The 24653-nt window shown below is 39.5% G+C and carries 23 protein-coding genes; 9 read left to right on the top strand and 14 right to left on the bottom strand.

The annotated features are described in order from the left end of the window. Positions 1-2: 2 nt before the first annotated feature. Entirely contained in the window at positions 3-515 is a 513-nt protein-coding gene (locus GR160_RS19555) for a DUF3127 domain-containing protein (protein ID WP_160749634.1), read from the bottom strand. Between the two features lie 54 nt (positions 516-569). Continuing rightward, the gene (locus tag GR160_RS09430) at positions 570-1451 is read right to left on the bottom strand and encodes a flavin reductase family protein (RefSeq protein ID WP_160750082.1); all 882 of its coding nucleotides are present in this window, start codon (positions 1449-1451) and stop codon (positions 570-572) included. A 143-nt stretch (positions 1452-1594) separates the two neighbouring features. Here GR160_RS09430 and GR160_RS09425 point away from each other — a divergent pair, with 143 nt between their 5' ends. Next, the gene (locus tag GR160_RS09425; RefSeq protein ID WP_160749633.1) at positions 1595-2746 is read left to right on the top strand and encodes a PAS domain-containing sensor histidine kinase; all 1152 of its coding nucleotides are present in this window, start codon (positions 1595-1597) and stop codon (positions 2744-2746) included. 12 nt (positions 2747-2758) lie between these two features. Here the strand turns inward: GR160_RS09425 and GR160_RS09420 are convergent, their stop codons facing one another. From GR160_RS09420 to greA, 3 genes are all read right to left on the bottom strand, one after another. Then, on the bottom strand, positions 2759-4519 hold the full coding sequence (locus tag GR160_RS09420; protein ID WP_160749632.1) for a zinc-dependent metalloprotease: 1761 nt from the start codon (positions 4517-4519) through the stop codon (positions 2759-2761). A 141-nt stretch (positions 4520-4660) separates the two neighbouring features. Continuing rightward, positions 4661-5050 carry an HIT family protein gene (locus GR160_RS09415; protein WP_160749631.1) on the bottom strand — a complete coding sequence of 130 codons (390 nt, stop codon included), beginning with the start codon at positions 5048-5050 and terminating at the stop codon, positions 4661-4663. Positions 5051-5062: 12 nt separating this feature from the next. Next, positions 5063-5536 (bottom strand): transcription elongation factor GreA, encoded by a 474-nt coding sequence (gene greA / locus GR160_RS09410; protein ID WP_160749630.1) that lies wholly within the window; start codon positions 5534-5536, stop codon positions 5063-5065. Positions 5537-5699: 163 nt separating this feature from the next. Between greA and GR160_RS09405 the strand changes: the two genes are divergently transcribed. Next, on the top strand, positions 5700-6128 hold the full coding sequence (locus GR160_RS09405) for a hypothetical protein (RefSeq protein WP_160749629.1): 429 nt from the start codon (positions 5700-5702) through the stop codon (positions 6126-6128). Between the two features lies 1 nt (position 6129). Beyond that, positions 6130-6513, top strand: coding sequence for a cell division protein (locus tag GR160_RS09400; protein WP_370519212.1), 384 nt, complete (start codon positions 6130-6132; stop codon positions 6511-6513). A 128-nt stretch (positions 6514-6641) separates the two neighbouring features. Here GR160_RS09400 and GR160_RS09395 read toward each other — a convergent pair whose 3' ends face one another. Together GR160_RS09395 and GR160_RS09390 are read right to left on the bottom strand one after the other, a co-directional pair. Continuing rightward, on the bottom strand, positions 6642-8354 hold the full coding sequence (locus GR160_RS09395) for a DUF6029 family protein (RefSeq protein ID WP_160749628.1): 1713 nt from the start codon (positions 8352-8354) through the stop codon (positions 6642-6644). 5 nt (positions 8355-8359) lie between these two features. Then, complete coding sequence (locus tag GR160_RS09390; RefSeq protein ID WP_160749627.1) at positions 8360-8836, bottom strand: TlpA disulfide reductase family protein; 477 nt, start codon at positions 8834-8836, stop codon at positions 8360-8362. A gap of 279 nt (positions 8837-9115) precedes the next feature. Here GR160_RS09390 and GR160_RS09385 point away from each other — a divergent pair, with 279 nt between their 5' ends. The 3 genes from GR160_RS09385 (at position 9116) to GR160_RS09375 (ending at position 12588) form a co-directional block, all read left to right on the top strand. Continuing rightward, on the top strand, positions 9116-10639 hold the full coding sequence (locus GR160_RS09385) for a T9SS type A sorting domain-containing protein (protein ID WP_160749626.1): 1524 nt from the start codon (positions 9116-9118) through the stop codon (positions 10637-10639). 110 nt (positions 10640-10749) lie between these two features. Then, complete coding sequence (locus tag GR160_RS09380) at positions 10750-11478, top strand: T9SS type A sorting domain-containing protein (protein WP_160749625.1); 729 nt, start codon at positions 10750-10752, stop codon at positions 11476-11478. 57 nt (positions 11479-11535) lie between these two features. Continuing rightward, on the top strand, positions 11536-12588 hold the full coding sequence (locus GR160_RS09375) for an Omp28-related outer membrane protein (RefSeq protein WP_160749624.1): 1053 nt from the start codon (positions 11536-11538) through the stop codon (positions 12586-12588). Positions 12589-12664: 76 nt separating this feature from the next. On the opposite strand, the gene GR160_RS09370 is transcribed toward GR160_RS09375, so the two are convergent. Then, positions 12665-13702 carry a LacI family DNA-binding transcriptional regulator gene (locus GR160_RS09370; protein ID WP_160749623.1) on the bottom strand — a complete coding sequence of 346 codons (1038 nt, stop codon included), beginning with the start codon at positions 13700-13702 and terminating at the stop codon, positions 12665-12667. Between the two features lie 464 nt (positions 13703-14166). On the opposite strand from GR160_RS09370, the gene GR160_RS09365 reads away from it, so the two are divergent. Both GR160_RS09365 and GR160_RS09360 read left to right on the top strand, forming a co-directional pair. Further along, positions 14167-14919 carry a ferritin-like domain-containing protein gene (locus tag GR160_RS09365; RefSeq protein WP_160749622.1) on the top strand — a complete coding sequence of 251 codons (753 nt, stop codon included), beginning with the start codon at positions 14167-14169 and terminating at the stop codon, positions 14917-14919. 19 nt (positions 14920-14938) lie between these two features. Continuing rightward, on the top strand, positions 14939-15775 hold the full coding sequence (locus GR160_RS09360) for a ferritin-like domain-containing protein (RefSeq protein WP_160749621.1): 837 nt from the start codon (positions 14939-14941) through the stop codon (positions 15773-15775). 99 nt (positions 15776-15874) lie between these two features. On the opposite strand, the gene GR160_RS09355 is transcribed toward GR160_RS09360, so the two are convergent. Together GR160_RS09355 and GR160_RS09350 are read right to left on the bottom strand one after the other, a co-directional pair. Then, a complete protein-coding gene (locus GR160_RS09355; protein WP_160749620.1) occupies positions 15875-19585 on the bottom strand; it encodes a TraB/GumN family protein in 3711 nt (1236 codons plus the stop codon). Positions 19586-19725: 140 nt separating this feature from the next. Next, the gene (locus tag GR160_RS09350) at positions 19726-20373 is read right to left on the bottom strand and encodes a queuosine precursor transporter (RefSeq protein WP_160749619.1); all 648 of its coding nucleotides are present in this window, start codon (positions 20371-20373) and stop codon (positions 19726-19728) included. A gap of 148 nt (positions 20374-20521) precedes the next feature. On the opposite strand from GR160_RS09350, the gene ald reads away from it, so the two are divergent. Continuing rightward, positions 20522-21613 (top strand): alanine dehydrogenase, encoded by a 1092-nt coding sequence (gene ald, locus GR160_RS09345; protein WP_160749618.1) that lies wholly within the window; start codon positions 20522-20524, stop codon positions 21611-21613. 82 nt (positions 21614-21695) lie between these two features. Here the strand turns inward: ald and tsf are convergent, their stop codons facing one another. The 4 genes from tsf to rplM form a co-directional block, all read right to left on the bottom strand. Beyond that, positions 21696-22520, bottom strand: coding sequence for a translation elongation factor Ts (gene tsf, locus GR160_RS09340; protein WP_160749617.1), 825 nt, complete (start codon positions 22518-22520; stop codon positions 21696-21698). Positions 22521-22628: 108 nt separating this feature from the next. Next, on the bottom strand, positions 22629-23414 hold the full coding sequence (rpsB, locus tag GR160_RS09335) for a 30S ribosomal protein S2 (RefSeq protein WP_160749616.1): 786 nt from the start codon (positions 23412-23414) through the stop codon (positions 22629-22631). Between the two features lie 175 nt (positions 23415-23589). Further along, positions 23590-23976: a 30S ribosomal protein S9 gene (gene rpsI, locus GR160_RS09330; RefSeq protein WP_160749615.1), complete on the bottom strand. Its 387-nt coding sequence runs from the start codon at positions 23974-23976 to the stop codon at positions 23590-23592. Position 23977: 1 nt separating this feature from the next. Further along, positions 23978-24433, bottom strand: a complete 456-nt coding sequence (gene rplM / locus GR160_RS09325; RefSeq protein WP_160749614.1) for a 50S ribosomal protein L13 — start codon at positions 24431-24433, stop codon at positions 23978-23980. Positions 24434-24653: the final 220 nt, after the last annotated feature.

Below are 24653 nucleotides of genomic sequence, written 5' to 3'. Positions count from 1 at the left end.
AATTAAAACGGAAGGTCGTCGTGGTCTTCTTCTTTGTAGTTTGTTGCAGGTTCAAAAGCATCACGTGGTGCAGGTGGCTGCGGGAAGTTTTGCTGTGGCGCCTGCTGGAATCCGCCCTGTTGTGGCTGGCCGTATTGTGGTTGCTGGCCATACTGTGGCTGACCGTATCCTTGTTGTCCATAACCCTGCTGTGGCTGATATTGAGGCTGTTGTTGGTAGCCACCCTGTTGTGGTGCATCGCCACCTTTTTCTATTCTCCAGCCCTGTATAGAGTTAAAGTATTTAGTTTCACCCTGAGGGTTAACCCATTCCCTACCTCTTAAGTTTATAGAAACCCTTACCGGCTCACCAACCTGATAATTGTTTAGCAGGTCGCACTTGTCCTGTGTAAACTCTATCATAATATGCTGCGGATACTGCTCATCTGTAGTAACTACAACTTCCCTCTTCCTAAAACCGTTAGCTCCAAAGGCTTTGGTTTCGTCAATCATCTTAATTCTTCCTGAAACTTCCATATGTGTTTTTGTTATTTTCTACCAACTAAAAGGGTAGCAATCGTTATACAATAATTAAAAATTTTTCTTAGCAAGTATTATTTTCCACGCCTCTGTAAGGCGGTTCTGGTCAAGATATTCTTTAGCCTTAGCCAGCTTTTTATCAGGGTCATCGGCACTTAGCACTGCTTTTGCCTCAAAACTCTCTTTTACAAATGTATCAATTTCTTCGGTTGTTGGCAATCGTTCTATATTGCCAAGTTTACCAAGGTCGTTACCGTCAAAAACAGTACTTTGCCTTACATCATCAGGTATGGCATCTACCCCTATTCCCAGTGTTGTAAGTGGTTTTTCTACCTCAAACAGGCCATCTGCCGATCTCGAATACCAATTACCACCAAGCCTTGACACAAGGTCTATTTTATGTTGGTCTATATTTCCGGCATCATCCAGCACACTTTCGTCAATATGCATTTTAAGAACTTCGCACAATATAAGGTTTCCGGCACCTCCTTCTGTCCCCAGAGCAATAATATCGTTTACACGGCATTCAAACTGCACCGGAGCTTCTTTAACCCTAAACGGCTTAACAATATCAGACGGCAGCATAGTAAAACCTGCTTTTATAAACTCGTTTACCCCACCTGCATACTCGGTGCTGCTTAAAGAAGTTTGCTGTACCATGGCATAGTTTACCACATTAATAACTACCTCGCGGTTAAGCTCGGCATTAAGCAGTGTATGTTTAACTGTATTATCCCTCACTCTTCTTGATGGTGAAAATATCAGCACCGGAGGATTACTGCTAAACAAGTTAAAAAAACTAAAAGGCGAAACATTGGGCACACCGTTGCTGTCTATAGTACTGGCAAGTGCAATGGGTCTTGGCCCTACAGCGCTTTGCAAATATCCGTGCAGTTTTGGTGTACTTAGTTCTTTTGGGTCTATGGTAAGCATTCTTGCTTTTTTATACAAAGATACTTTTATAGCTAATGCCACACTGCATTGTTAATAAAATAATACGGGGTCTTTTGCGTTATTACTGTCTACAACCTCCTGCCACAAAACTTTTAGTATCTTTAAGCCACAAATTACAGTGTATGCAAATTACAGATAAGAGGAGCCTTGCACGTTGGGTTATTATTGGGGTTTCCTTTTTTATAGTACTCTTTATTATATGGAATACCTACTATCTTTTTCAGATATTTAAAGAAGAGGAAGACTATAAAATGAAGCTTTGGGTTAGCGCAACCGAGACCATTGCTAATGCCCCAATAGACAGTAAAGAGCTTGAACTGCCTCAACGGGTTAGCGACAACAACACCACCATTCCGATAATTTTAGCCGATGGCGATGGCCATATTACAAGCTGGAAAAACATAGACGATAAAATAATGAAAGATTCTTTGCAGGCCTACAAACGCCTCGAAGAGTTTAAATCGGCCAACACGCCGCTTACTTTTGAATATTTGCCAGGTGAGTTCCAGTATGTATATTATGGTAACTCTACACTACTCAAGGTTTTAAAATATTATCCGTTTGCCCTGGCATTGGTTATATTGCTTTTTGGTACCGTTATATATAACTTTTATCGTGCCACCCGCATGGGCGCACAAAACAGGTTGTGGGCAGGTATGGCAAAAGAAACCGCTCACCAAATAGGCACTCCCCTATCGTCTTTATTAGGCTGGATAGAGATCATGCGGGCAGATGATGTAGACCCCGATACTGTTGCCGAAGTGGAAAAAGATGTGGCACGCCTGCAAACCATTGCCGACAGGTTTTCTAAAATTGGCAGTGAACCATTATTAGAAGAGCGTGATATTGTTGCAGAAACCGAAAGATCATTTGCTTACCTTAAAGCACGGGCGTCTAAACAGGTTGAGTTTGTATTTAATGCACCCGCGCATGCAATACCCGTTTTACTTAACCCTGAACTACATAGCTGGACCATAGAAAACCTGGTAAAAAATGCCATAGATGCCATGAAAGGCAAAGGCAGGCTCGAAATTATTATTGACGAAACCGACCGCTTTGTAAAAATAAAGGTTTGCGATAGCGGCAAGGGCATTCCAAAAGCCCAGTTCCGTAAAGTTTTCGAACCGGGCTTTACTACAAAAAGCCGTGGCTGGGGGCTTGGCCTGTCGCTCACTAAACGCATTGTAGAAGAATACCATAAAGGCAAAATCAAGGTGTTAACCTCAGAACTGGGCAAGGGCACAACCATGCAGGCCAGTTTTAAAAGAGTTTAAAGAAACCCTAACTTATTCTTTAATGAGCTTTTGTGTAGTGGTGGCATTGCCATTATCTATCTTCATAATATAAACACCTGCTGAAATATTGCTTAGGTTTACATTGGCTTCTTTGCTGTTGTAAGTGCCATTAAATACCTGTCTGCCATTGGTGTCGAACACGGCAATAGCCTTTATCATTCCACCTGTATTAACGGTAACTATGTCTTTAACCGGGTTAGGATATACCGAAACCTTATTTTCTTCAGCAAATTGAGTTGTAGAGAGTTCTGTAACAATTGTTACTGCGTAGTCTTCAGTTTGTCCGTATACAGGCGCAATACAAGCTGTTGGAGTAAAATTAGCGAAATCAGAAATTACCCTCATTCTCAACGGAACATTTCTTACGGCACTTACAGGTGGCGTAACACTTCCTGTAACTGTAGTGTTTGCAGCTACATACGAACGGTTTAAAACCAGTTCATTAGTTTCATTAAACTGCCCGTCGTTATTATAATCTATATATACTTTAATATTTTGGTTATTAATACCTATACCCACCGTCAGGTCTGTTCCTGTATTATAAAGAACAGATGTGGAAACACTGCGTGACAGGCACGACAACTGGCTATAATCAACATAATAATCAGATGCATCAGCAAGTCTTCCCGATGTAAAATTATTAATAGTACCAAATGTTACCTGTCTTGGGCCAATTGCATAATTAGCAGCTATAACGCCTGCATTATAAGGAGTACAACCCGAAACCACCTCTATTGCCTGATTAGCATCGGGTGCCATGCCGCCTTTAGAACTAAGCAGCGACTGCCTGAATTGCAGGACCTGCGCCACAGCCCTTTCAGACTGTCCAAGAGTAAACCTGTCACGAATAGCTCCATAGTTCATTATATTATGCTGCTCCCCGTTATAATTGGCCTGGGAGCAAACATTGAAAGAATTATTTGTAGGATAAGGGTATGTACTAAGGAGACTTTGCACAGGTGCAGTATCGCAAACCATATCATTATCCAAAGTACAATCGGCATTTACAGGACACTGTCCGCCACTACTGCTTGCCCCGTCAAACACATGCTTCAGTCCCATTGCATGGCCAATTTCATGCGCCAGTGTATTGTTTGATGTATTTACAACCGATGCTTTCATAAAAGCACCATCTACACCAGGCGTTGCTCCGGCATAATAGGCAAAACCTGTTGTACTACTGCCACTGTCAATAGTATTCACTATGTAGATATTATAGAAGAAATCGGCAGTCCATCTGCTCAAGGCTCTTAACTGATCCTGGGTTGCCCCGGTTGTAAGGGAGCGGTTTAAACCATTTTGGGAATACCCTGAAATTCCACTACCGTTAACCCTTACAATTCCGGTTGTTGCATTGCAGTTTGCATCGCGCTGCGCCAGCACAAGTCGTACAGGTATAACTTCAGAATTTGTAAAACCGGGGCCGGCAGCAAATATATTGTTGGCATATTCTATCCAGTTTTCAATTTGCACATCAGTAGGATTGTATTGGGTACCAACGGCACCTCCGGTATGAATAACATGCACTACAACCGGAATTTCATAGACTCCGTTATTAGCAGAACGCTGCAGGGCAGAACGCCCGCTTTTTATATCTTCTGAAAGGCGAAGATTAAACTCATTGAGCCTTTCGGCAATTTCAGGATGTTCTGACAGGTATTGGCGGTTTACTTCATCAGAACCGCAAAAGTCTATCTGCGCATGTAAAAAAGAAGCACAAAGTAAAAAAGCAGAGAGTAATAATTTTTTCATAAGGTGGGAATAAAGAGGCTATTTGTTTGTAAATATAGACTTACATCACACCGGAAACAATACCTATTATTGGGTATTTTGAACGAAAAAATTAAGTATTTATACGCAAAAATCCCGAAATTGGCTTCGGGATTGTAGTTTTTACAGGTTATTTGCTATTGCTTTTGCTAATTCTTCAAACTCTTCTTTTTCGAGTTTAACCTTATTTATAAAGCGCATTTCATCCATTTCATTAAGAGGTATTAAATGTACATGTACATGCGGAACTTCCAGCCCCACGACAGCTACGCCCACCCTTTTACACGGAACGGTTTTTTCTAACGCTATGGCAACCTTGCGGGAAAACTGCATTAATCCAAGATACAAGTCTTCCGGCATATCAAAAATTTTATTTATTTCCTGTTTTGGTATGCAAAGCGCATGTCCTTTAGCGTTAGGGTTTACATCTAAAAAAGCAAGAAAATTGTCGTCTTCTGTTATCTTGTAAGCCGGTATTTCGCCATTTACTATTTTAGTGAATATACTACTCATAGTGAGATATTTTTATCTTGAAAGTTCTAATAACTCAAATTTTAGCGTACCGTTTGGCACTTTTATTTCGGCAACCTCTCCCACAGATTTACCCAGCAACCCTCTGCCAATAGGCGATGTTACCGATATCTTGCCGTTTTTAAGGTCGGCCTCGCTTTCGGCAACAAGGGTATAGGTCATTTCCATGCCGTTTACCTGGTTTTTAATCTTTACAGTAGAGTGCACCAATGCTTTAGAAGTGTCTAACTGCGACTCGTCTATTAGACGTGCATTAGCAGCCAATTCTTCCATTTTAGCTATTTTTAGTTCCAACAAACCCTGCGCCTCTTTTGCGGCATCATATTCTGCATTTTCACTAAGGTCGCCTTTATCCCTTGCCTCGGCAATAGCCTGGCTGGCTTTTGGACGTTCTATACTTTTTAGCTGATCCAGCTCATCCCTTAACTTTTTTAACCCTTCTGCTGTGTAGTAAGATACTGTACTCATAACTTCATCGTTTATATAAATAGAAAAAATCCCATGAGGACGGGATTTTGTGTATGCAAAGATACATTTTTTTGTTAAATCAATTTTTAAGCATGCTTTAGCATATCCCAAAGTTAATTAAATTAAATTTGTTTCATAATTTTTAGGTAAAATTTTAACCGCCATGAAAAAATATCTTTTTGTACTTTTTATTATCTCATTAATCACAGCCTGCCATAGCGACGACTATAATAACAATAATTCGTTCCTGCCAAACTACAGTTTTAGCGTTAGCATAGACATGAACCTTCCGCAATATACCAACCTGCTTTATACTGCAAACCCTGTACTTATAAACGAAGCCGGAGCAGGCATAAATGGCGTAATAGTTATGAACACCGGTGGTGGCTATGTAGCTTTCGAGAACTCATGCCCTAACCAGCCCATTACAAATTGTTCCATGCTGCAAAGAACAGGCATTATGGCCAAATGCCCCTGCGACGATGTAGAATACAGCCTTTTTGACGGCACTACAACCGCAGATGTGCGATTTCCCTTAAAATCATATCGCATACAAATCACCAGCCCTACGAGTTTAAGGGTTTATAATTAAAATGCCTGTAATAACCCTAATTACTGTTATAAACGCCCCCATAAAGGTAGTGTTCGACCTATCGCGAAGCATAGACCTGCACAAAATATCTACAGCCAAAACCAACGAAGAAGCTGTTGCAGGAAGAACAAGCGGACTTATTAACTTAGGAGAAAGCGTTACGTGGCGTGCAAAACATTTTGGCATAACGCAAAAACTCACCAGCAGTATTACAGCTTTTAACTATGCACATTCTTTTACAGATGAAATGACCTCGGGAGCTTTTAAAAGCTTTAAACACGATCATATTTTTGAGGAAACAAACCATGGTGTTTTAATGACCGATATTTTTGACTATAAAAGTCCGTTTGGTGTTCTTGGACAAATGGCCGATGCGCTTTTTTAGAAAAGTATATGACTCAATTTTTAAGCGAAAGAAACCTTGTAATAAAACAGTTTGCAGAAAATGCTGAATTATATAAACAAATACTGCCGCACTAATGCGGCAGTATTTGTTTATATAATGAAATTGTTTTAAAATGCAGTACTAAGATTTAGGGTAAAACCTGTACTCTCCGGCACAAAACGGCACACACCACCCACACATACAAGGCCACCGCGCTGACGCCCATAATTTGCGGCAATGCGTGTAGCGCCTATTCTATATGCTCCACCCATATTATAATAATGTGTTTGCATATTTTCGTCATCATTGCCATAGTTATAAATATCCCACACATAAAAAGACCAGGTATCGTTTAAATTGAGTTCCAGTGTACCGCATGCCCAGTTTTTCTTATCGGCATCAGCCCACATGTGCTCTGCCTCAAACCTTATTGATTTAGATGGGGTAAAGTTGTAGGTAGCCTCTCCGGTAACTATATTAGTCTTAACTTTTTCTCCGCCTTCTAGCCACTCTTTATTGTAGTACTGGTTGATGTAATATACAGCAGTGTGCCACGACTCAGAAAGCTGCTTGCGCACCTCTATATTGTAATCAGAAAAATATTTGGTACCCACACCAAAAAACTTAGTGTTGTAATCGGCCGGAGCCAGCCTGTATTGCCCCGGTAGATTATACCAGCTCGACATATTAACCGCCAGTTTAGTTCCATACTTTCCACCAAGAGCAGTTTCTTTTGCAAAGTCATAAAACACATCTATCTGTCCTCCGGTCTCTCCGGCTTTTAGTATTTGTGTACCTATAAAATCTACCTTGCTTTGCGCCTGATATACATATATATTGGCCAGATTGCTATGGTGCTGTTTTGTGAGTGCAGGTGTAAAATTAAGCACCCTGTCGTTATAGTTAAGACTCGACGATGTAGCATCTACAAAAGCAGGTTCTCTTTCGCTCAAAAACTTAAGGTTTTCTATACGCCTGAAAGTAGCATCTATACCAAGGCCTTTTTTAGAATAGCCAAGGTTTAGCAACACAGCATTACCTGGCTTAACAAAATCGTTATCAATTAAATTTTGCACATCAAGCACACCGTCTTCCTGCTTATAGTTATATTCTCCCGAAACATAAAAAGCATTGTGTATAAAGTTGATACGACCTGCAAAAGCATTGGTAAGCGCATCAAAATTTGGGTTAGGTATCGTTGTTTTTTCATACCTGCCTACATAGGTCGCGCCAAAAGACAGATCGGACACCTCAAATTTAAACAGACTGCTAAGATTAAAATCAGAATCAAAGCCATAAATATCACTGTTAGCTACATCAAACCCCGTGCGCTGGCGACCGTAGAGCGCTGTTAGCCTTACATTATCAGTAGGTCGGTATATTACACGCCCGCCACGCAGAGCTGTATTAATTCCGAGTGCACGGTCTTCCCATGCGCGCAGCAGCAGCCCGCTGCCAAACTGCTCATAAAAATATCCGGCAGTAAGTTCCAGTTTATTAGTACGGTATGCCGCATACCACGTACCTACATTTACACCATCGAAACCCGGATTATAGTTTAACAATGCCGGAGCATAAGCCTCTGCCTGTATACCTGCAGAAAAACCTTTATACTGATAGTTAACCAGTAAATAGTTATTTGATCGGACAGGCTTATTATTGATAGGTGGTGCATCCTGGCTAACGCCGGTACCCTTATCGTTTAAATACCATTGTGAGTTAGACTCGAACCCACCGTACACTTTGCCATAATCTTTCTTTTCTGCCTGTATGGTGTCATTTTCCTGAGCATACGCACTACCGGCAAGACACAGAAGCAGCGTAAAAAACTTATTTTTCATTTAAACTACAACTGCTTCAGCTTGTTATACAATTCTTTTTCGGCACCTTGGCTATATCCGTTATGAATATAAACTACCTTTTTGTTTTTTACAACTACTGTATAAGGAACATTAGCCACAGAAAGTGCTCTTTTCAGGTCCTGATTGGCATCGAGCAATACAGTATAGGGCCAGTTCTTACCATTAAGTAAAGGCTTTACACGTTTTTGTGTGCGCGCGTCATCTATAGATATGGCAACAACCTCCATATTAAGCTCTTTGCTCCAGTCATTATAATTTTCGTTGATAGCATCCAACTCATTAATACATGGCACACACCATGTTGCCCAAAAAGAAAAAACATAAAGCTTGTCTTTTTCTGCAAAATCGTTCTTTACATTATAAGCCTTATTATTTTCAGATTTTATAGTAACATTAGGCATTTCTTTTTGTGCGTTTGCGGCAGCACAATAAAACATTATAAGCAGTGCTAATTTTTTCATTGCATTTAAATATTTAGGTAAAATTGTTGCACGGCAATATTAAAAAAAATTTAACCGAAACAGCGTTTTTTAAGCAAAAATATAATCCTATAGAGCTTATAGAATTATAAAAATCACACTTTTAAAAGAAAAAATATATTTTTATCACATTTTTTGTGTTACAAAAACAAAAATACACCACCTATCAAACTTTTTTATTGTATTTTTTTTATATGATAAAGTTTTTATATATTTTCGGCTTTCCTTAAGAAAAACATAACTTACAAAGCTTGGAATTAAATGAAAAAAACTTTACTCACTGCACTTTTTGCTTTATCTGGAATCTGCGCCAATGCGCAGCTGCCTAATGGAAGCATAGCTCCTGATTTTACTGCTGTAGATATTAATGGTGTAGAGCATCATTTATATGACTACTTAGAAGCAGGAAAAACTGTAATTATAGATATCTCTGCTACATGGTGTGGCCCTTGCTGGAACTACCATGGAACCAATGCACTTTATGACCTTTACCACTCGTATGGCCCGGGAGGATCTGATGAAGTTGTGGTACTGTTCATAGAAGGCGATCCATCTACCTCATTAGAAAGCATCTATGGTACCAATACACCTGAAGACACATCGGTAACGCGTGGCGACTGGACACACCACTCTCCTTACCCTATAATAAATGATCCGGATCTAGACAACAACAGACGTGGGGATATTTCTCAGGCTTATGCACTTAGCTATTTCCCTACAGTTTACATGATATGCCCTGAAACAAGAACAACCACAGAACTTACACAACCTGCGGCAGCTATACTGAAAACAAGAATCAATGCTGCATGTGTAAGTCAGCCTATGGCAGGAGTTAACGATAAGCCATCGTTTATGGCAGATCCTGCTTCATTTTGTCAGGCAGACGGTGTTTATAAAGCACGTGTGAAAAACCTTGGAACAAACCGCCTTACCAACGCTACCGTTGTACTTAAAGAAGGAGACAACGTGCTTTCAACAAAAACTTATACCAGTACAACCGGTCTTCCTCAATACAGCACTACACTGATAACGTTTGACAGCGCTACTTTTACAGCAGGGACAAACCATACTGTAGAGGTTACATCTGTAAACAACCTTTCTACGTTCCCTAATAATCAACTGGCAACAGAAGAGGTTAGCATAACACCTTTTAGTGCTGCCGAAACAGACAACGAATTTGAAGTAAGGATATACACCGATTTTTATGCCGGCGAGATCTCTTGGAGAATCCGCAATTCTGCTAATGCCATTGTAGCAACAGGCGGACCTTTCCAGGCCGGAGATGAAGACCAGTATGGCGGTGGCGGACCTGATGCTAATACGGTAATATCTCAATTTGTATCATTGCCTGATGCTAATGAATGCTATAAAATAGAACTTAGAGACAGTTTTGGCGACGGATGGGATGCAGCTGCAAGTGAAGGCGAACTTCATGGAATAGAAGTATACAACGGCAACGATATGATTTACAGCAACTATGTTTCGGGTAGTTTTACAACCGTAAGTCTTGATGCTGCCCTTAGCACCACTGCTACAATGGGTCATGATAATGCGTTTGCTAAACAATTTACTGCTTACCCTAATCCTACAAAAGGCATATTAAACTTTAGTACCGCCGAAACAGTAGATGTTACTATTGTGGATGTTACAGGCAAAACCGTTTATACAGCAAAAGGCATTAACGATGGCGACAGCATAAACCTGAGCAGCCTGCAAAAAGGCATGTATATTGCACAAATTAAAGGGGTAACTTCTCAAAAAACAGAAAAAATTATTATTGAATAAAATTTTATTTAATTAAATAATATCTTACAAAAGCTATCGGAGAGCAATGCATTTTGCTTCCGGTAGCCTTTTTACTTAAATACACTATTACAAACAAATTTTAGATTACCATGAAAAAAATTATCCTATTAGCTTTATTTGCCGTTAGTTTTGCAACAAAGGCTCAAACAATATCTTTACTTGGCAATGGCGAAGAAATTACAGAAGGCCAAGTCTTTACCTTTACAGCTCTTACTGACCGTGACAGGGTAAACCTTAGCGTAACCAATTTATCTGACGAAACCATTAATTTAAAACTAAAAGCAAACAGCGTAAGCTATCCTACCGATTATAATATACAGTTCTGTTTTGGAGAAGAATGTTTTTTCAATATCAGTACAGGTTCAACAGTACCTTCTGATGCTGACGGTTTAACTTTAGCCCCGGGCGAATCAAATCCTGACGGAGACCATTTTCTAAGCAACAATCCAGGCAACGGTACAGAACCTGTTACCTATTCTCTAAGCGTTATACAGGTAGATGAAAATGGTACGGAACTTGCCATATTAAGAACATTTAGCTATGTTTATTCGCCAACAGCCAATATTAATGATTTTTCTGCACTTCAAAATATGGGCATCACTGTAAAAAACACGGTAGTAAAAAACCAGTTAGAGCTTAACTCCACATTAAATGCAACATTGCAAATAATAAACCTTAACGGGCAGGCAGTTAAAAATGTTGCCGTTAAAACCGGTTCTCAGTCGGTAGATCTTTCTTCGCTTTCATCTGCGGTATATTTTGCCCGTTTTACTACCGATAAAAACAAAACAGCTCAAATTAAAATAGTTAAAAACTAAACCATTTACACTATTTTAAAGCAACATAAGTTTTAAGAATATCGTAATACTTTTATAATGAAAAAAATACTTGCACTGCTTTTTATTACTGCGTTAGTAATTTTTGGTTGTTCACGTGATTATGAAATACTCGAGTCGTCAGATTCTGTGATATTAACTGCAGACAGTTCCGTAAAACGAACAGGGCAAACCATAACATTTACCGTTAGGGATAACAATGGCGTAGAGCATACTAACGATGCTGTTTTTTTTGTAGACGGTGTAGCTATAGAAGGCAATACACTAACATCTGAAATAGTTAAAACTTTTACCATTACAGCTAAGTATTACAACCTTTCGTCTGAATCTCTCGAAGTGAGTTTTGGCGATGGATCTGAACTTAACTTCCGCAAAAGATTGCTTATAGAAGATTATACAGGCACATGGTGTGGTTACTGCCCACGCGTGGCGCACGCCATAAACTTAGTACATACACAAAGCGAAGACGTTGTTACAGTAGCCATACACAGGCCATCGAGCAACCCCTCAAGTATAGTGTATGACCCTTATAATTATGATGCTTCTGCTCTCGAAGCTACACTAAATATACCAAGCTACCCTAAAGGCTTTTTAAACCGCAGGATAGTATGGTCTAATCCGGAACCTAACAACATTGCCCAGGCAATAGCCCTTACACAAGGAGCTAACCCTAAGCTGGGGCTTGCACTTAAACCTGTTGTTAGCAACGGAAACATTACTGTAGATGTAAGCGCAAAATTCGGGCAGGATTTCAGCAACCTTAAACTGGTGGTATATGTGCTGGAAAATGGCCTTATATATGAGCAGCACAACTACACTACTTATTTCGACGGTGTAGATGTTATTCCTGATTTTGAGCATAACCACGTGCTTCGCGCATGCCTTACTCCTATTTTGGGCGAAGAAGTGCCAGCAGCACAAACAAAATTGTATGACATCTATACAAAAACATTCAGCATACCTGCACCCGCAAATATTGCAAATATTGCCAACGTAGAATTTGTTGCCTTTTTGTTAGACCAGGATGGCAAAGCTATAAATGTTCGTAAAGCTGCCCCGGGCGATGTTCAGGAGTTTGAAGAACTGCAATAATAAAAAAGAACATCTCTATATACAATTAAGGCTACCCAATGGGTAGCCTTAATTGTATATTATAAAAACAAAATATCTATTCCGGTAATTTCTTCGTCGATTCACGCTGACGCAATTCGGTCTTAATAATCGTTGTAGAATATTCAGGTGCTTCGTCTTCTTTAGAGGTAAGCCTGTCTATAAGCATATCAGCAGCAGCAGCCCCTATCTCCGGTGCGTGCTGGCTTACCGTGCTAAGGCTGGGTGTCAACCTTCGCGACCATACACCATCGGCAAAGCCAATTATAGAAAGTTCATCCGGAATTTTAATACCTGCTTTTAATGCAGCCTTGTGTACCGTTACGGCACTATGTTCGTCTATTGCAAAAACACCGTCTATCTCTTTGCCTTTGGCTTCAAAAAGCGGGAAGAAAGCCTCGTCAAATTCTTCGCTGCTTTCAGTACGGATTATTATAGACTCATCTATAGCAATTCCATTGTCTTCTAAAGCTTTCAAATACCCCTCAGCACGAAGCTTGGCTACGTTGATATTATAGAACGAAGAAAACAAAGCTATTTTTTTACAGCCTGTTTTAATAAGATGTGTAACGGCATGTACACCACTGTCAAAATCATCCACAATAACTTTATCACAGTTAACATCTTCAGATACCCTGTCGAACATTACAATAGGAATATCATCGGCAATGGCGTCTCTAAAATGCTTTACCTCGTGCTCTTTTTGAGTTTCTTCTGATATTGAAAGGATAAAACCGTCTATAGTACCATTGCTAAGCATATCCATAGCATAAATCTCCCTATCCAGTGTTTCGTTAGATATGGATGTAATAACATTGTACCCCCTTTTATTGGCCTGCTTTTCTATTCCACTAAAAGCTTTGGCAAAAAACGGATTAAGAATATTAGGCAACACCACACCAATGGTTTTAGACCGCTTGCTTTTAAGGTTTACGGCAATGTTATTGGGTTTATAGTTTTTTAGCTTGGCAAACTCCTGAACCTTTATTTTTGTAGGCTCACTGATTTCCGGACTGTTACTCAATGCCTTAGAAACTGTAGAAACAGATACATTAAGTTCTTTTGCTATTTGTTTTAGTGTTGCTCTTGCTCTCATATCCTATAGTAATTTTATTACGTAAAGTAACGAAATTTTTACGAAAATCTTGTAGTAGATTACAAGAAAAACGTTTTTTTAAAATTCAACCCAATAAAAAACAGTCATTTACCACCTTAACTATCACCCAAATAGACCAACTTAAACTAACAAACTCTAAAAAACGCCTTAAACAAACGTTAATACAACTGTAAAGTTGTTAAATAAAGGTGTTAATTATTTTCTCAACATCATATTCCTATACCTAACCTAATGTATCTGTTAACGTGATGAGTATAAAATTATAATACTACTAACCAATTTACTAAAAAAATGTTAATCATTCAAAAAAACAGATAAGGGCAAAAACCATTAACAATTAATTGGCGTATGTAAAATTAACTTTGATAATCGCGAAAATAACCATCTGATACACAAAGTAAACCAGCGTACATAATCCAGTTATTAATCTAAATGTTATTAAAATGAAAGACACAACAGTAAACATTAAGCAGGTTTCGGCAGCATCCCCTAACGGGAGGAGAAATTTCCTTAAAATGAGCGGTCTCGCTCTTGCAGGCACCGGACTATTAATAGCCGGGTGTAGTGACGACGATGACAACAGATCAGACAATCAACTCCCAGGAGTAAGAAACGGAAAATTTGATCTGGGAGGCGGAGATGCAGGTATATTGACATATGCCTATGCTTTAGAACAGCTCGAGGCAGATTTTTACACCCGAGTAGTTAACAATGCCAGCTTTACAGCCACGTTTAACGCTGCAGAACAAGCAGTATTAGTAGACCTGTATAACCATGAGGTTATACACAGGGAGTTTTTTAAGGCGGCCATAACAGGTGCTTTGTCTGATGCAGGTGGAGGTACACTCTTGCCAAATCTTGAATTTAACTATGGCACACTAAATTTTGCAAACCGTACTGCGGTATTACAAACCGCCATAGCTCTTGAAGACACGGGAGTAAGAGCGTATAATGGTGCCGGTCAATACATTTCCAACACTGATTATTTACTAATTGCAGGCAAAATAGTTTCTGTTGAAGCAAGGCATGCCTCTGCCGTAAGGGACTTACTTAATGGCGGAGACTCATTTGCAGGAGATGACGCTGTTGACGCAACAACCGGATTAGACAAAGCAGAAAACCCATCAGACATTATACGTCAGGTATCTGCACTGAATATTATACAAACTCCTTTCACTGCACAATTTCTAAGATAACCAACTAAAAAACTAAGTCATGAACATATTAAAATTTATAGAATCGTTCACAAACGAGGGCATTATACAAAACCTTAGTACAAAAGGTTCCAGAAGAGACAGTTTTGCCATGCTTGGCAAAGCCGGAGCTAATGTTGCAATGGCTGCATTACCAATGAGTTTATTGTTTTCGCAAAAAGCAACCGCAAAAAATAATTCATCGTCTGCATTCTTAGCTGCCGCTGCTGACACACCAACCGGAGCATTACAACTCGCATTAACTTTAGAATATCTTGAAGATGAATTTTATGATATAGCGCTTAATACCCTCGGGCTGATACCTGCTGCCGACCGCGACGTAATTGCAAAAATTTCTCAGCATGAGCAGGCACATGTAACCTTACTTAGAAATGCTCTTGGAGCAGATGCTCCCGAAAAGCCTACGTTTGACTTTACAGTAAATAACACCTTCCCTACTTTTACTGATTATCAAACATTTCTTGCTGTAGCACAAGCATTTGAAGACACAGGTGTTCGTGCATATAAAGGTCAGGCAGGTAATCTTATCAGCACCCCTAACTTCCTAACAACAGCTCTTCAAATTCATTCGGTAGAAGCCCGCCATGCCTCTCAAATACGCAGAATGAGAGGGCTTAAAGGCTGGATAGTGGGTAATGATCGAGGAACAGGTATGCCGGAGCAAACCCAGGCAGTATATGATGGTGAACAAAATACTAACCAGGCAGGATTTATGACTAATGCCGTACCCGGAACATTTACTCCTGCATTAACTTCAACTGGCGGCACAGAATCTTTTGATGAACCTATTACAGGTGCAGTAGCACAAAGTATAGCCGGGCTATTTATCAGGTCTTAAATACTTTGTTTATAGCTCAATAAATAGAAAAAGGCTGTCAAAATAATTATGACAGCCTTATTGTTTTGAAAATAATTCTTTACATGCAGAAGTAAAAAATTAATAATCGATATCTTCTTCAAACATTCCTGCATCAAAATTATCGCTGCCATTGCCAAAGGTAGCCCTGCTGTTGCCTGCATTTAAAGCAGCATCTATAATGGTCGACTTAATTTCTTCAAGGTCATCCTGAGCCGTAATGCGTTTTAAACCCGCATTTTTATATGCGGCAATATTAATGCGGTTGCCATTATTTACAAATGCTATTGCTGCAAGTTTCTCGGAAGCATGGTTGTAGCCACCTACGTTTGCCGGCGTTGTTTTAATTTTATAAAAATAGAAACTTACTTTATTGCCATTGTGGCTAACTGTTTTTTTATCTAAAAAGGTTATAACATCTTTTTTGGCATCTATATTTGTTATTGTTCTTATAGCCGACGCCGACAATTGCTCATCAGTAATATCTTTAAGCAGTTCGTTCTCTTTTTTAGCCGCAAGCAATTTATATACACTAAACAAAGTTTCAGGGTCGTTTAAAAGAGCATTTATTTCTGCCTGCCCTGCATTCCCGCTCTTAATATCGAGTAAAGCCAATTGCAGGTTGGTTTCTTTATTATTTAACTTTTTAATAGATTCAAACAAGTTAGCAACCTCCTTATCTTTTTTAAAGGCATACAACAGTTCTACATAGTTTTGCAGTTTAGAGGTGTCGTTAGCGCCATCATAATAATTATCACTACCTGTTTCTTCATTTGCCTTACGGCTTTTGGTACGCTTAATTTCGAGGCGTGTATTGGTAATCAGCATTTTTTTGTAACTCTTAAGCTTTTTGGCATTAATAGCATTATCTACAAGAAGATGGGCTGTAAACAACACTACAGGTTCATGATATTCAGGCACACTGTAATACTGCATAACGTCAGGAAAAAGCAAAGAACTATTATTGGTATCATCACTAAAATCGGCAAACAGGCCTGCAACTTCATAACTGTTATCGGGCACCGGAAGATCAAAATCCATTAGCTCTTTTATTTTCTTATAGCCCCCTTTCGATTTAAAAGAAGCAAGGGCTTTTAAAACCGCAAACTGTATTATAGTATTACTGTCTTCACGCTTATACTGCTTTTCTAAAAACGGTATAATGGCAGGATCTTTTAAACCGCTCAGTTTTATGTACAACTCTGTTAATGCTGTTGTTTCTTCGGCGGTAAAATCAAAATCTTCCATAAAACCCTTCAATACAGGCAGGTCTTTTGCGGTTAAAGTAAGATGCTGCACAGATGCCAATGCACTGTATCGAATGCTGTCGTGTTCGCTTTGGGCATCTTCAATAAATAATTGCAGGCGGTCGTCCTGCAGATCATCTGCTTTAGGTTTTTCAGACAATTCAAACGAGTTAAACACCTTTTCTATAGCCGGATCATCGTTCTTGTAACTTTTATCGACCAGCGCACTTACAAGATAGCTGCTACCCCTGCGATAGTAAGCCTTAAACTTAATAGCCTGAGTGTTGTTACCAGAAATGGCCATGCCCTCATAAGTATAAACGTCATCTTTATCAAGGTGCTGTTTCACTTCATTGATAAGGGTAATTTTAGAGTTTTTTTTATTTATTATAGCATCCCACAACGATGCTTTATCTGTAGCCACACTATAATCAGCTATAGCAATATCATCTGCATAAACGGTGCCAACAGCGTTATAATCAGTTTCGGGCTCCAAATCATCACTATCAGTAATATATTTTTTAAACCCTGCCCACAAACTGTCTATGCTTTGAATGCTGCGATAGCGATGGTAATGATGATAAAAAACACTTGCCTGCTGTCCGGACGAAAGCATGAATTGACGGGTTGCATAAGTATCTTTAAAAATGTTTGTTTTGGCATCGTCAAAATAGTCTTCATCATAAATACGCTTAGGCTCAAAGTCAAGTATTTCGTTCGCTGCTTTAGCTATACTAAGGCTATATCCTGCAATAGTATCTTTATACGCGCGATATTCTTCAGTATCTACCGTAGGAATAAAGGTAAACGAGTCAAAAAACTTTTGAGAATCAGCATCGGCAGCACCCACGTTGCCTAATAAGTAATACTTGGCACCTTTTATAACCGATTTTAACTTTATGGTCTTATTTCCAAGTTTTGCCGATGATATAAAAGCCGATGGATTTACTGAGAGTTTTGTTTGTGTAGAATCGATTTTTAGCTGGTTGTAAAACTCATAATGAATACGTTTCAGCTCAAAATCAGTATCTTCAAGCGTTTCGCTGTCGTTTAAAGAACGTTCTAACACAAAGTAAGCCGATTTGTCGGCATTGTTATATGCGTAAGCCGAAACATCACGAACAGCTTTTGCCTTGTCATTATCTCCATAAATGGCACTATAGCCCGGCAACTGTACAGTAAAACCTCCTTTTTTAGGAGTGTAAGCTTTCCACGTTTGCACAGTAGGTTTAAGGACAATATTATTAAATACTTCGCTCTCAAATTGCTGCGCATAGTTCTTTTCCCCGGCCATGCTTATGCCAATGATCTCTAAAGGCGATATATAGTAGCGGTAATGCTGCATGTTGCCCGTCTTGGTTATGTTTTTAATATCATAAACCGTATAACCATCCTGGGTATATTGCTTTTTAGATGTTATTTTTCCGGGTATATTTTCATAGAACAGACTGTCGAGTGTACGGTGGTCAAAAAGTTTATTGTTCTTATTCAAAAAGTCTTTCAGCAAAAGACGTTTAACATTAATATAGCCTCCGTTTGCCAAATCGGGCGATTGTATATTTTGCTGGTTCTCTATTACAGACCCATTATATAAAGGTAATGACAGTACACCGTCGGCAGTTGTATATTTTGTAAAAACAGGTTTTGTAAAATAAGCCTCAATACGTTCTTTACTGGCCTTTCCGGCATCAGTATAACTATCTTTTACAGCCTTAACGGTATAGCCTTTGCTTCTCAGGCTTTCAATAATTCCGTTTTTCCCCGGTAGGTGCGCAGCGCCCACCGCAGCAAAAAGGCTTCCCTTTCTTGCAAGCGAATCTATTGATCGTACCATAACCGTATTGCGGTCATACAACAGTGCTTTTAAATAAGCCGGAGGAGATGCCAGTGTAGTGAGCGAATCAAGCATATCGAGATCCTTATCCCTGTAATAATTCATCAGGGCTTCTTCATATCCTGTGTTTTTTAATATTTTTTGCAGGGTGGCAATATTCTCTTCCTGTGGCTTCATGTCCCTGTAATCAACATTCATAATATTCAGGAGCGATGTTTTAGTATCTTCAAGCCCAACGGTTTTCTTTTTAAACTTTCGGCCTGTGCGATAAATAAACATATCAAGATAGGTCTCTTCCTGATATTCTTTCTGTGTTTCGTTAGTCCTGAACAGAAGGTTATTTATAGTAAAATTGGCAGAGCGGAACAATGGGTAAAGATTTTCTTTAGTGGCAGGCTCTAAGTAAAAACGCGAGTAAAAATTGCCGCTGCGGCTGTATCCGCCACCATCCATAACACCCATAAGATCTATCCACGTTCCGGGATCGCTTTCATTGGCAACCATATCTGCTGCCAAAAGCCTGTTGTAAAAAGCATCAGATAAATGGTAGGATACTTTATCACTAACATGCATAGAGCCATACAAGTAAGAGTTTTTTTTAAGCCCGTTACCTGATATTTCCCATAAAAGTCCCTGATATTTTTTTTCCTGAGCTGTAAGTGCCGTACCTGCCAATAGCAGTAAAAGCAGTATTTTTTTAAGGATGTGCATAACAATATGGAGTATTTACCAAATATAATTATTCTTTTAAGACACTGTATTTTTAAAGAAGCTTTCTTGAGGGTAGTGTTAAAGATATTTTATATTAAAACGTAAATAAGTCTGCAAATGTTACAAAATGCAACAGAGAATTATTTATTGTGTATGTATTTTTCGATGAGCCCGTGCCCAAGATAAATAAGAGGTGTCATAACAATGGCAATTACAAGCTTTACGCTATAGCCCACCAAACCAGATGATATGTAAGTTGCCGTATCCATTTTTCCTGTGGCATAAAAAGCTATGCCCAAAACAATAAAAGTATCAAAAAACTGAGATATTACGGTAGAACCCGTGCTGCGCAGCCATATCATTTTGCTCCCCGTTTTCTTTTTAAGAAAATGAAAAAGCGTCACATCTATTGCCTGCGATGCCAGGAACGCGACGATGCTGCCCACAATGATCCAAAGGCTTTGACCAAAAACAGCAGTAAACTGATCATCTGTCACCAAGCCGTCACCTTTTACAGCAGGTAATTGCAATGCCATGTACAGCAATCCGAAACAGTAGGTTATCAGCCCCGCGGTAACCAACGACAGTTTATGCACATTTTTTTGCCCAAAATACTCGTTTATCAAGTCGGTCGTAATAAACACTACCGGCCACGGAATAATACCTACACTCATTACATACGGGCCAATATAAATAAGTTTGCCGCCAATAAGTTCGGCTGTAACGGCATTGGTAATAAAAATTCCGGCGAGTATTATAAAGAGTGTGTTCTTACGGGTTTCAAACATAATAATGGGTAAAACACAAAGATAAGGCAAAAAGCAATTAATAAGGTAAATGAAGTTTTTGGCACTTTTATCATTATTTTTAAACCTCACACCGTCTAATTTACCAGGGTGATGCTTTATATTTGCATAAATTTTAAAACATACTGCCATGAAAATAGGGGTTCCTAAAGAAATAAAGAACAACGAAAGCCGTGTAGGCCTTGTTCCCGGAGGGGTATTTGAGCTTGTTAACAACGGACACGAAGTTTTTGTTCAGGAGGGAGCCGGACTTGGAAGCGGTTTTGTAGACGAAGATTATCGTGAAGCCGGAGCAATACTACTCCCATCTATAGAGGCGGTGTATGCAATGGCCGAAATGATCGTAAAGGTAAAGGAGCCCATACCTGTCGAATATCCTTTAATAAAACGCAATCAGGTAATCTTTACTTATTTTCACTTCGCATCAAGCCTCGATCTTACCCTTGCCATGATAAAAAGCAAAGCAATATGCATAGCTTATGAAACCGTGAAAGACGACGATGGAAGCCTGCCTCTTTTAACCCCTATGAGTGAAGTTGCCGGAAGGATGGCAATACAGCAGGGGGCTAAATATCTAGAAAAACCCATTAAAGGCAGAGGGGTATTGCTTGGCGGTGTTCCGGGTGTACCGCCGGGACGTGTACTCATTCTTGGCGCAGGTGTTGTAGGCATTCAGGCTGCAAAAATGGCTGCCGGACTTGGCGCACACGTAACCATACTCGATATAAACATGAAACGACTGCGCCATATAAACGACGTTATGCCCCCACATGTTGTAACCGAGTTTAGCAGTGTTTATAACATAAAAAAACACATTAAAACCCACGACCTAATTATAGGTGCAGTGCTGATACCAGGCGCAAAGGCTCCAAGGCTTATTACCCGCGCCATGCTTAAAGACATGCGACCGGGTACTGTAATGGTAGATGTAGCGGTAGATCAGGGCGGCTGTTTTGAAACTACACGCCCTACCACACACGAAAACCCAACTTATATTATTAACGATATTGTGCATTACTGCGTGGCCAACATGCCGGGCGCAGTGCCATACACATCTACCCTTGCTTTAACCAATGTTACGTTGCCTTATGTTTTAAAACTGGCAAATCTTGGCTGGCAAACCGCATGCAATGAATATGCTGATTTACAGCGCGGCCTGAATATTGTTCAGGGCAATGTAATTTTAGATGAGATCAACGAAGCTTTTGAAACACTGAAATAAGTAGTAAAAGCAATTTTTATCAAAACAAAAAGCCCCAAACCTGATATTAGATTTGGGGCTTTATATTTGTGTTTGCTTTTACTTATGCAAGAGCAACTCTTTTAAATCCTGTAACAACTAAAGAAGCATCTACAGATTTGATGTATTCGCTAACGCTTAGTTTACTGTCTTTAATATAATCCTGATTAACAAGAGTGTTATCTTTAAAGAAACGGCCAAGTTTACCTTTAGCAATATTATCCAGCATAGCCTCCGGCTTACCTTCCTGACGAAGTAAGTCTTTAGCGATCTCGATCTCTTTTTCAACTGTAGCAGCATCAACACCTTCTTCGTTAAGAGCAAGTGGAGCCATAGCAGCAGCCTGCATAGCAACGTTGCGTGCAGCCTCATCAGCACCTTCTACATTAGCAGAAAGGCTTACAAGAGTAGCAATCCTGTTACCAGCGTGAATGTAAGAACCAACAAAAGCACCTTCAAGTTTTTCGAAAGAACCGATCTCGATTTTCTCACCAATAACACCAGTTTGCTCAGTAAGTTTCTCAGCCACAGTAATACCGTTGTAGTCTTTAGCAAGAAGCTCTTCTTTAGTAGCACTTACAAGAGCAAGAGCAGCAAAATCATTAGCAAGTTTAACAAAAGATTCGTTTTTAGCAACGAAGTCAGTCTCACAGTTAAGAGAGATAACCACACCTTCAGTTTTTTCTGCATTTACAACAGCAATTACAGCACCTTCAGAAGATTCGCGGTCTGCTCTGTTAGCAGCCACTTTCTGTCCTTTTTTACGAAGGTTCTCAATAGCTTTATCAAAATCGCCATCAGCCTCAACAAGGGCTTTTTTGCAGTCCATCATACCGGCACCGGTAATAGTTCTTAGTTTATTTACGTCTGCAGCAGTTATATTTGCCATCTTAAGTTGTATTTATTTAGTTTGTTAAAAAAATCAAAGCCGTTATGCATAGATAATGCCACAAAAGTAAACATCACCCGGCACAACGGCTTTAATGTAATGTTATCTTTATTCTTCAGTAGCAGGAGTTTCTGCCTGAGCAACAGGAGCTGCATCAAAGATTTCCTCTTCAGCTGGCTGATCCTGGAAGTCTTCTTTGTCAGATTTCCTGTCAGCAAGACCTTCAACTACGGCACCTGTAACAAGAGATAAGATTTTTTCTATTGATTTAGAAGCGTCATCATTTGCAGGGATAACATAATCAACCTGACGTGGGTCAGAGTTGGTATCTACCATTGCGAAAACCGGAATGTTTAATTTCTGCGCTTCTTTTACTGCGATGTGTTCTGCCTTAATATCTACAACGAATAACGCAGCAGGAAGCCTTGTCATATCGGCAATAGAACCAAGGTTTTTTTCAAGCTTAGCACGTAGACGATCTACCTGAAGACGCTCTTTTTTAGATAGCGTGTTAAATGTACCGTCTTTCTTCATTTTATCAATAGAAGCCATTTTTTTAACAGCTTTACGGATAGTAACGAAGTTAGTAAGCATACCACCAGGCCACCTTTCAGTGATGTATGGCATGTTAGCCGCTGCTGCTTTTTCAGCAACGATATCTTTTGCTTGTTTTTTTGTAGCTACGAATAGAACTTTACGGCCAGAAGCTGCGATTTTTTTAAGCGCTTCGTTAGCCTCGTCTATTTTAGCTGCAGTTTTATACAGGTTGATAATGTGTATTCCATTACGCTCCATGTATATGTAAGGAGCCATGTTTGGATCCCATTTTCTGGTCATGTGTCCAAAGTGAACACCTGCTTCCAGTAATTCTTTAACTTCTACTTTATTTGCCATTTTTGTAATAGTTTACGTTCTGTTGAGTAAGCAATGGTAAAGTGGCGATTGTATCGGCCTTAACCATTTAGATGCTAAACTAACCACCCGCCTCGACGGGGCAACAACAACTCGGTTTTTTAATTTATTAATTTCCTTAAGCAAGCCCCTAAGCCGCTTCAGGCCAAAACGAATATTAACGTTTAGAGAACTGGAATCTCTTACGGGCTTTTTTCTGACCGAATTTCTTACGTTCAACCATACGTGGATCCCTTGTTAATAGCCCTTCAGGTTTAAGGATGCTTCTGTTTTCAGCATCAACTTCGCACATAGCGCGTGCAATAGCCATACGTACAGCTTCTGCCTGACCTGTAATACCTCCGCCATATACGTTTATTTTTACGTCAAAGTTTTCAACACTGTTAGTCATGCTAAGTGGTTGTCTTACTTTGTACTGTAAAGTTGCAGTAGGAAAATAAACTGCAATGTCTTTTTTGTTAACCGTGATAACACCAGATCCTTCGCTCAGGTAAACACGGGCAACAGCAGTTTTTCTCCTGCCAATTTTGTGGATAGTTGCCATCTTACTTTAAGTCGTTTAAGTTAACGGTTTTAGGAGTCTGAGCGTCATGTTTGTGCTCAGGACCTACATATACATTTAAGTTGCGGAAAAGTTCTGCGCCTAATTTGTTTTTAGGAAGCATACCTTTTACTGCTTTCTCGATAAGGATCGCAGGATTTTTAGCTTTTACAACTTTAGCCGAAAGAATCCTTTGTCCTCCTGGATAACCGGTGTGGCGGATGTACGTTTTGTCATCCAGCTTGTTGCCGGTAAGATTGATCTTCTCTGCGTTGATAACAACTACGTTATCGCCACAGTCAACGTGCGGGGTATAATTTGTTTTGTATTTACCTCTTAAAAGCATCGCAACTTTAGAAGCAAAACGGCCCAAATTATGACCTTCAGCGTCAACCACAATCCACTGTTTGTCTGCAGTAGCTTTGTTAGCTGAAACTGTTTTGTAGCTTAATGTGTTCACAATAAATAATTTTAATTAAACATTCCGTCCCCAATAAAGGGGATGCAAAAGTACAATTATTTATTAGAAATTCAAATAAGTAGAAAAAATAATCTCATCAGGATATTTTTTTCATGAAGCAGTACCGCAAAAATAAACATTAAAAGCAACATAACACTATTAATAATACGGGAACCACATTAAACCAAAACAACCCCAAACAAAAAACGGCTCCTTTTTT

This window comes from Flavobacterium sp. Sd200, from assembly GCF_009826935.1.
In the GTDB taxonomy this organism is placed as follows: domain Bacteria; phylum Bacteroidota; class Bacteroidia; order Flavobacteriales; family Flavobacteriaceae; genus Flavobacterium.
The sequence above is the reverse complement of the archived record's forward strand: the minus strand, read 5'-3'. Positions and strand labels throughout refer to the sequence as shown.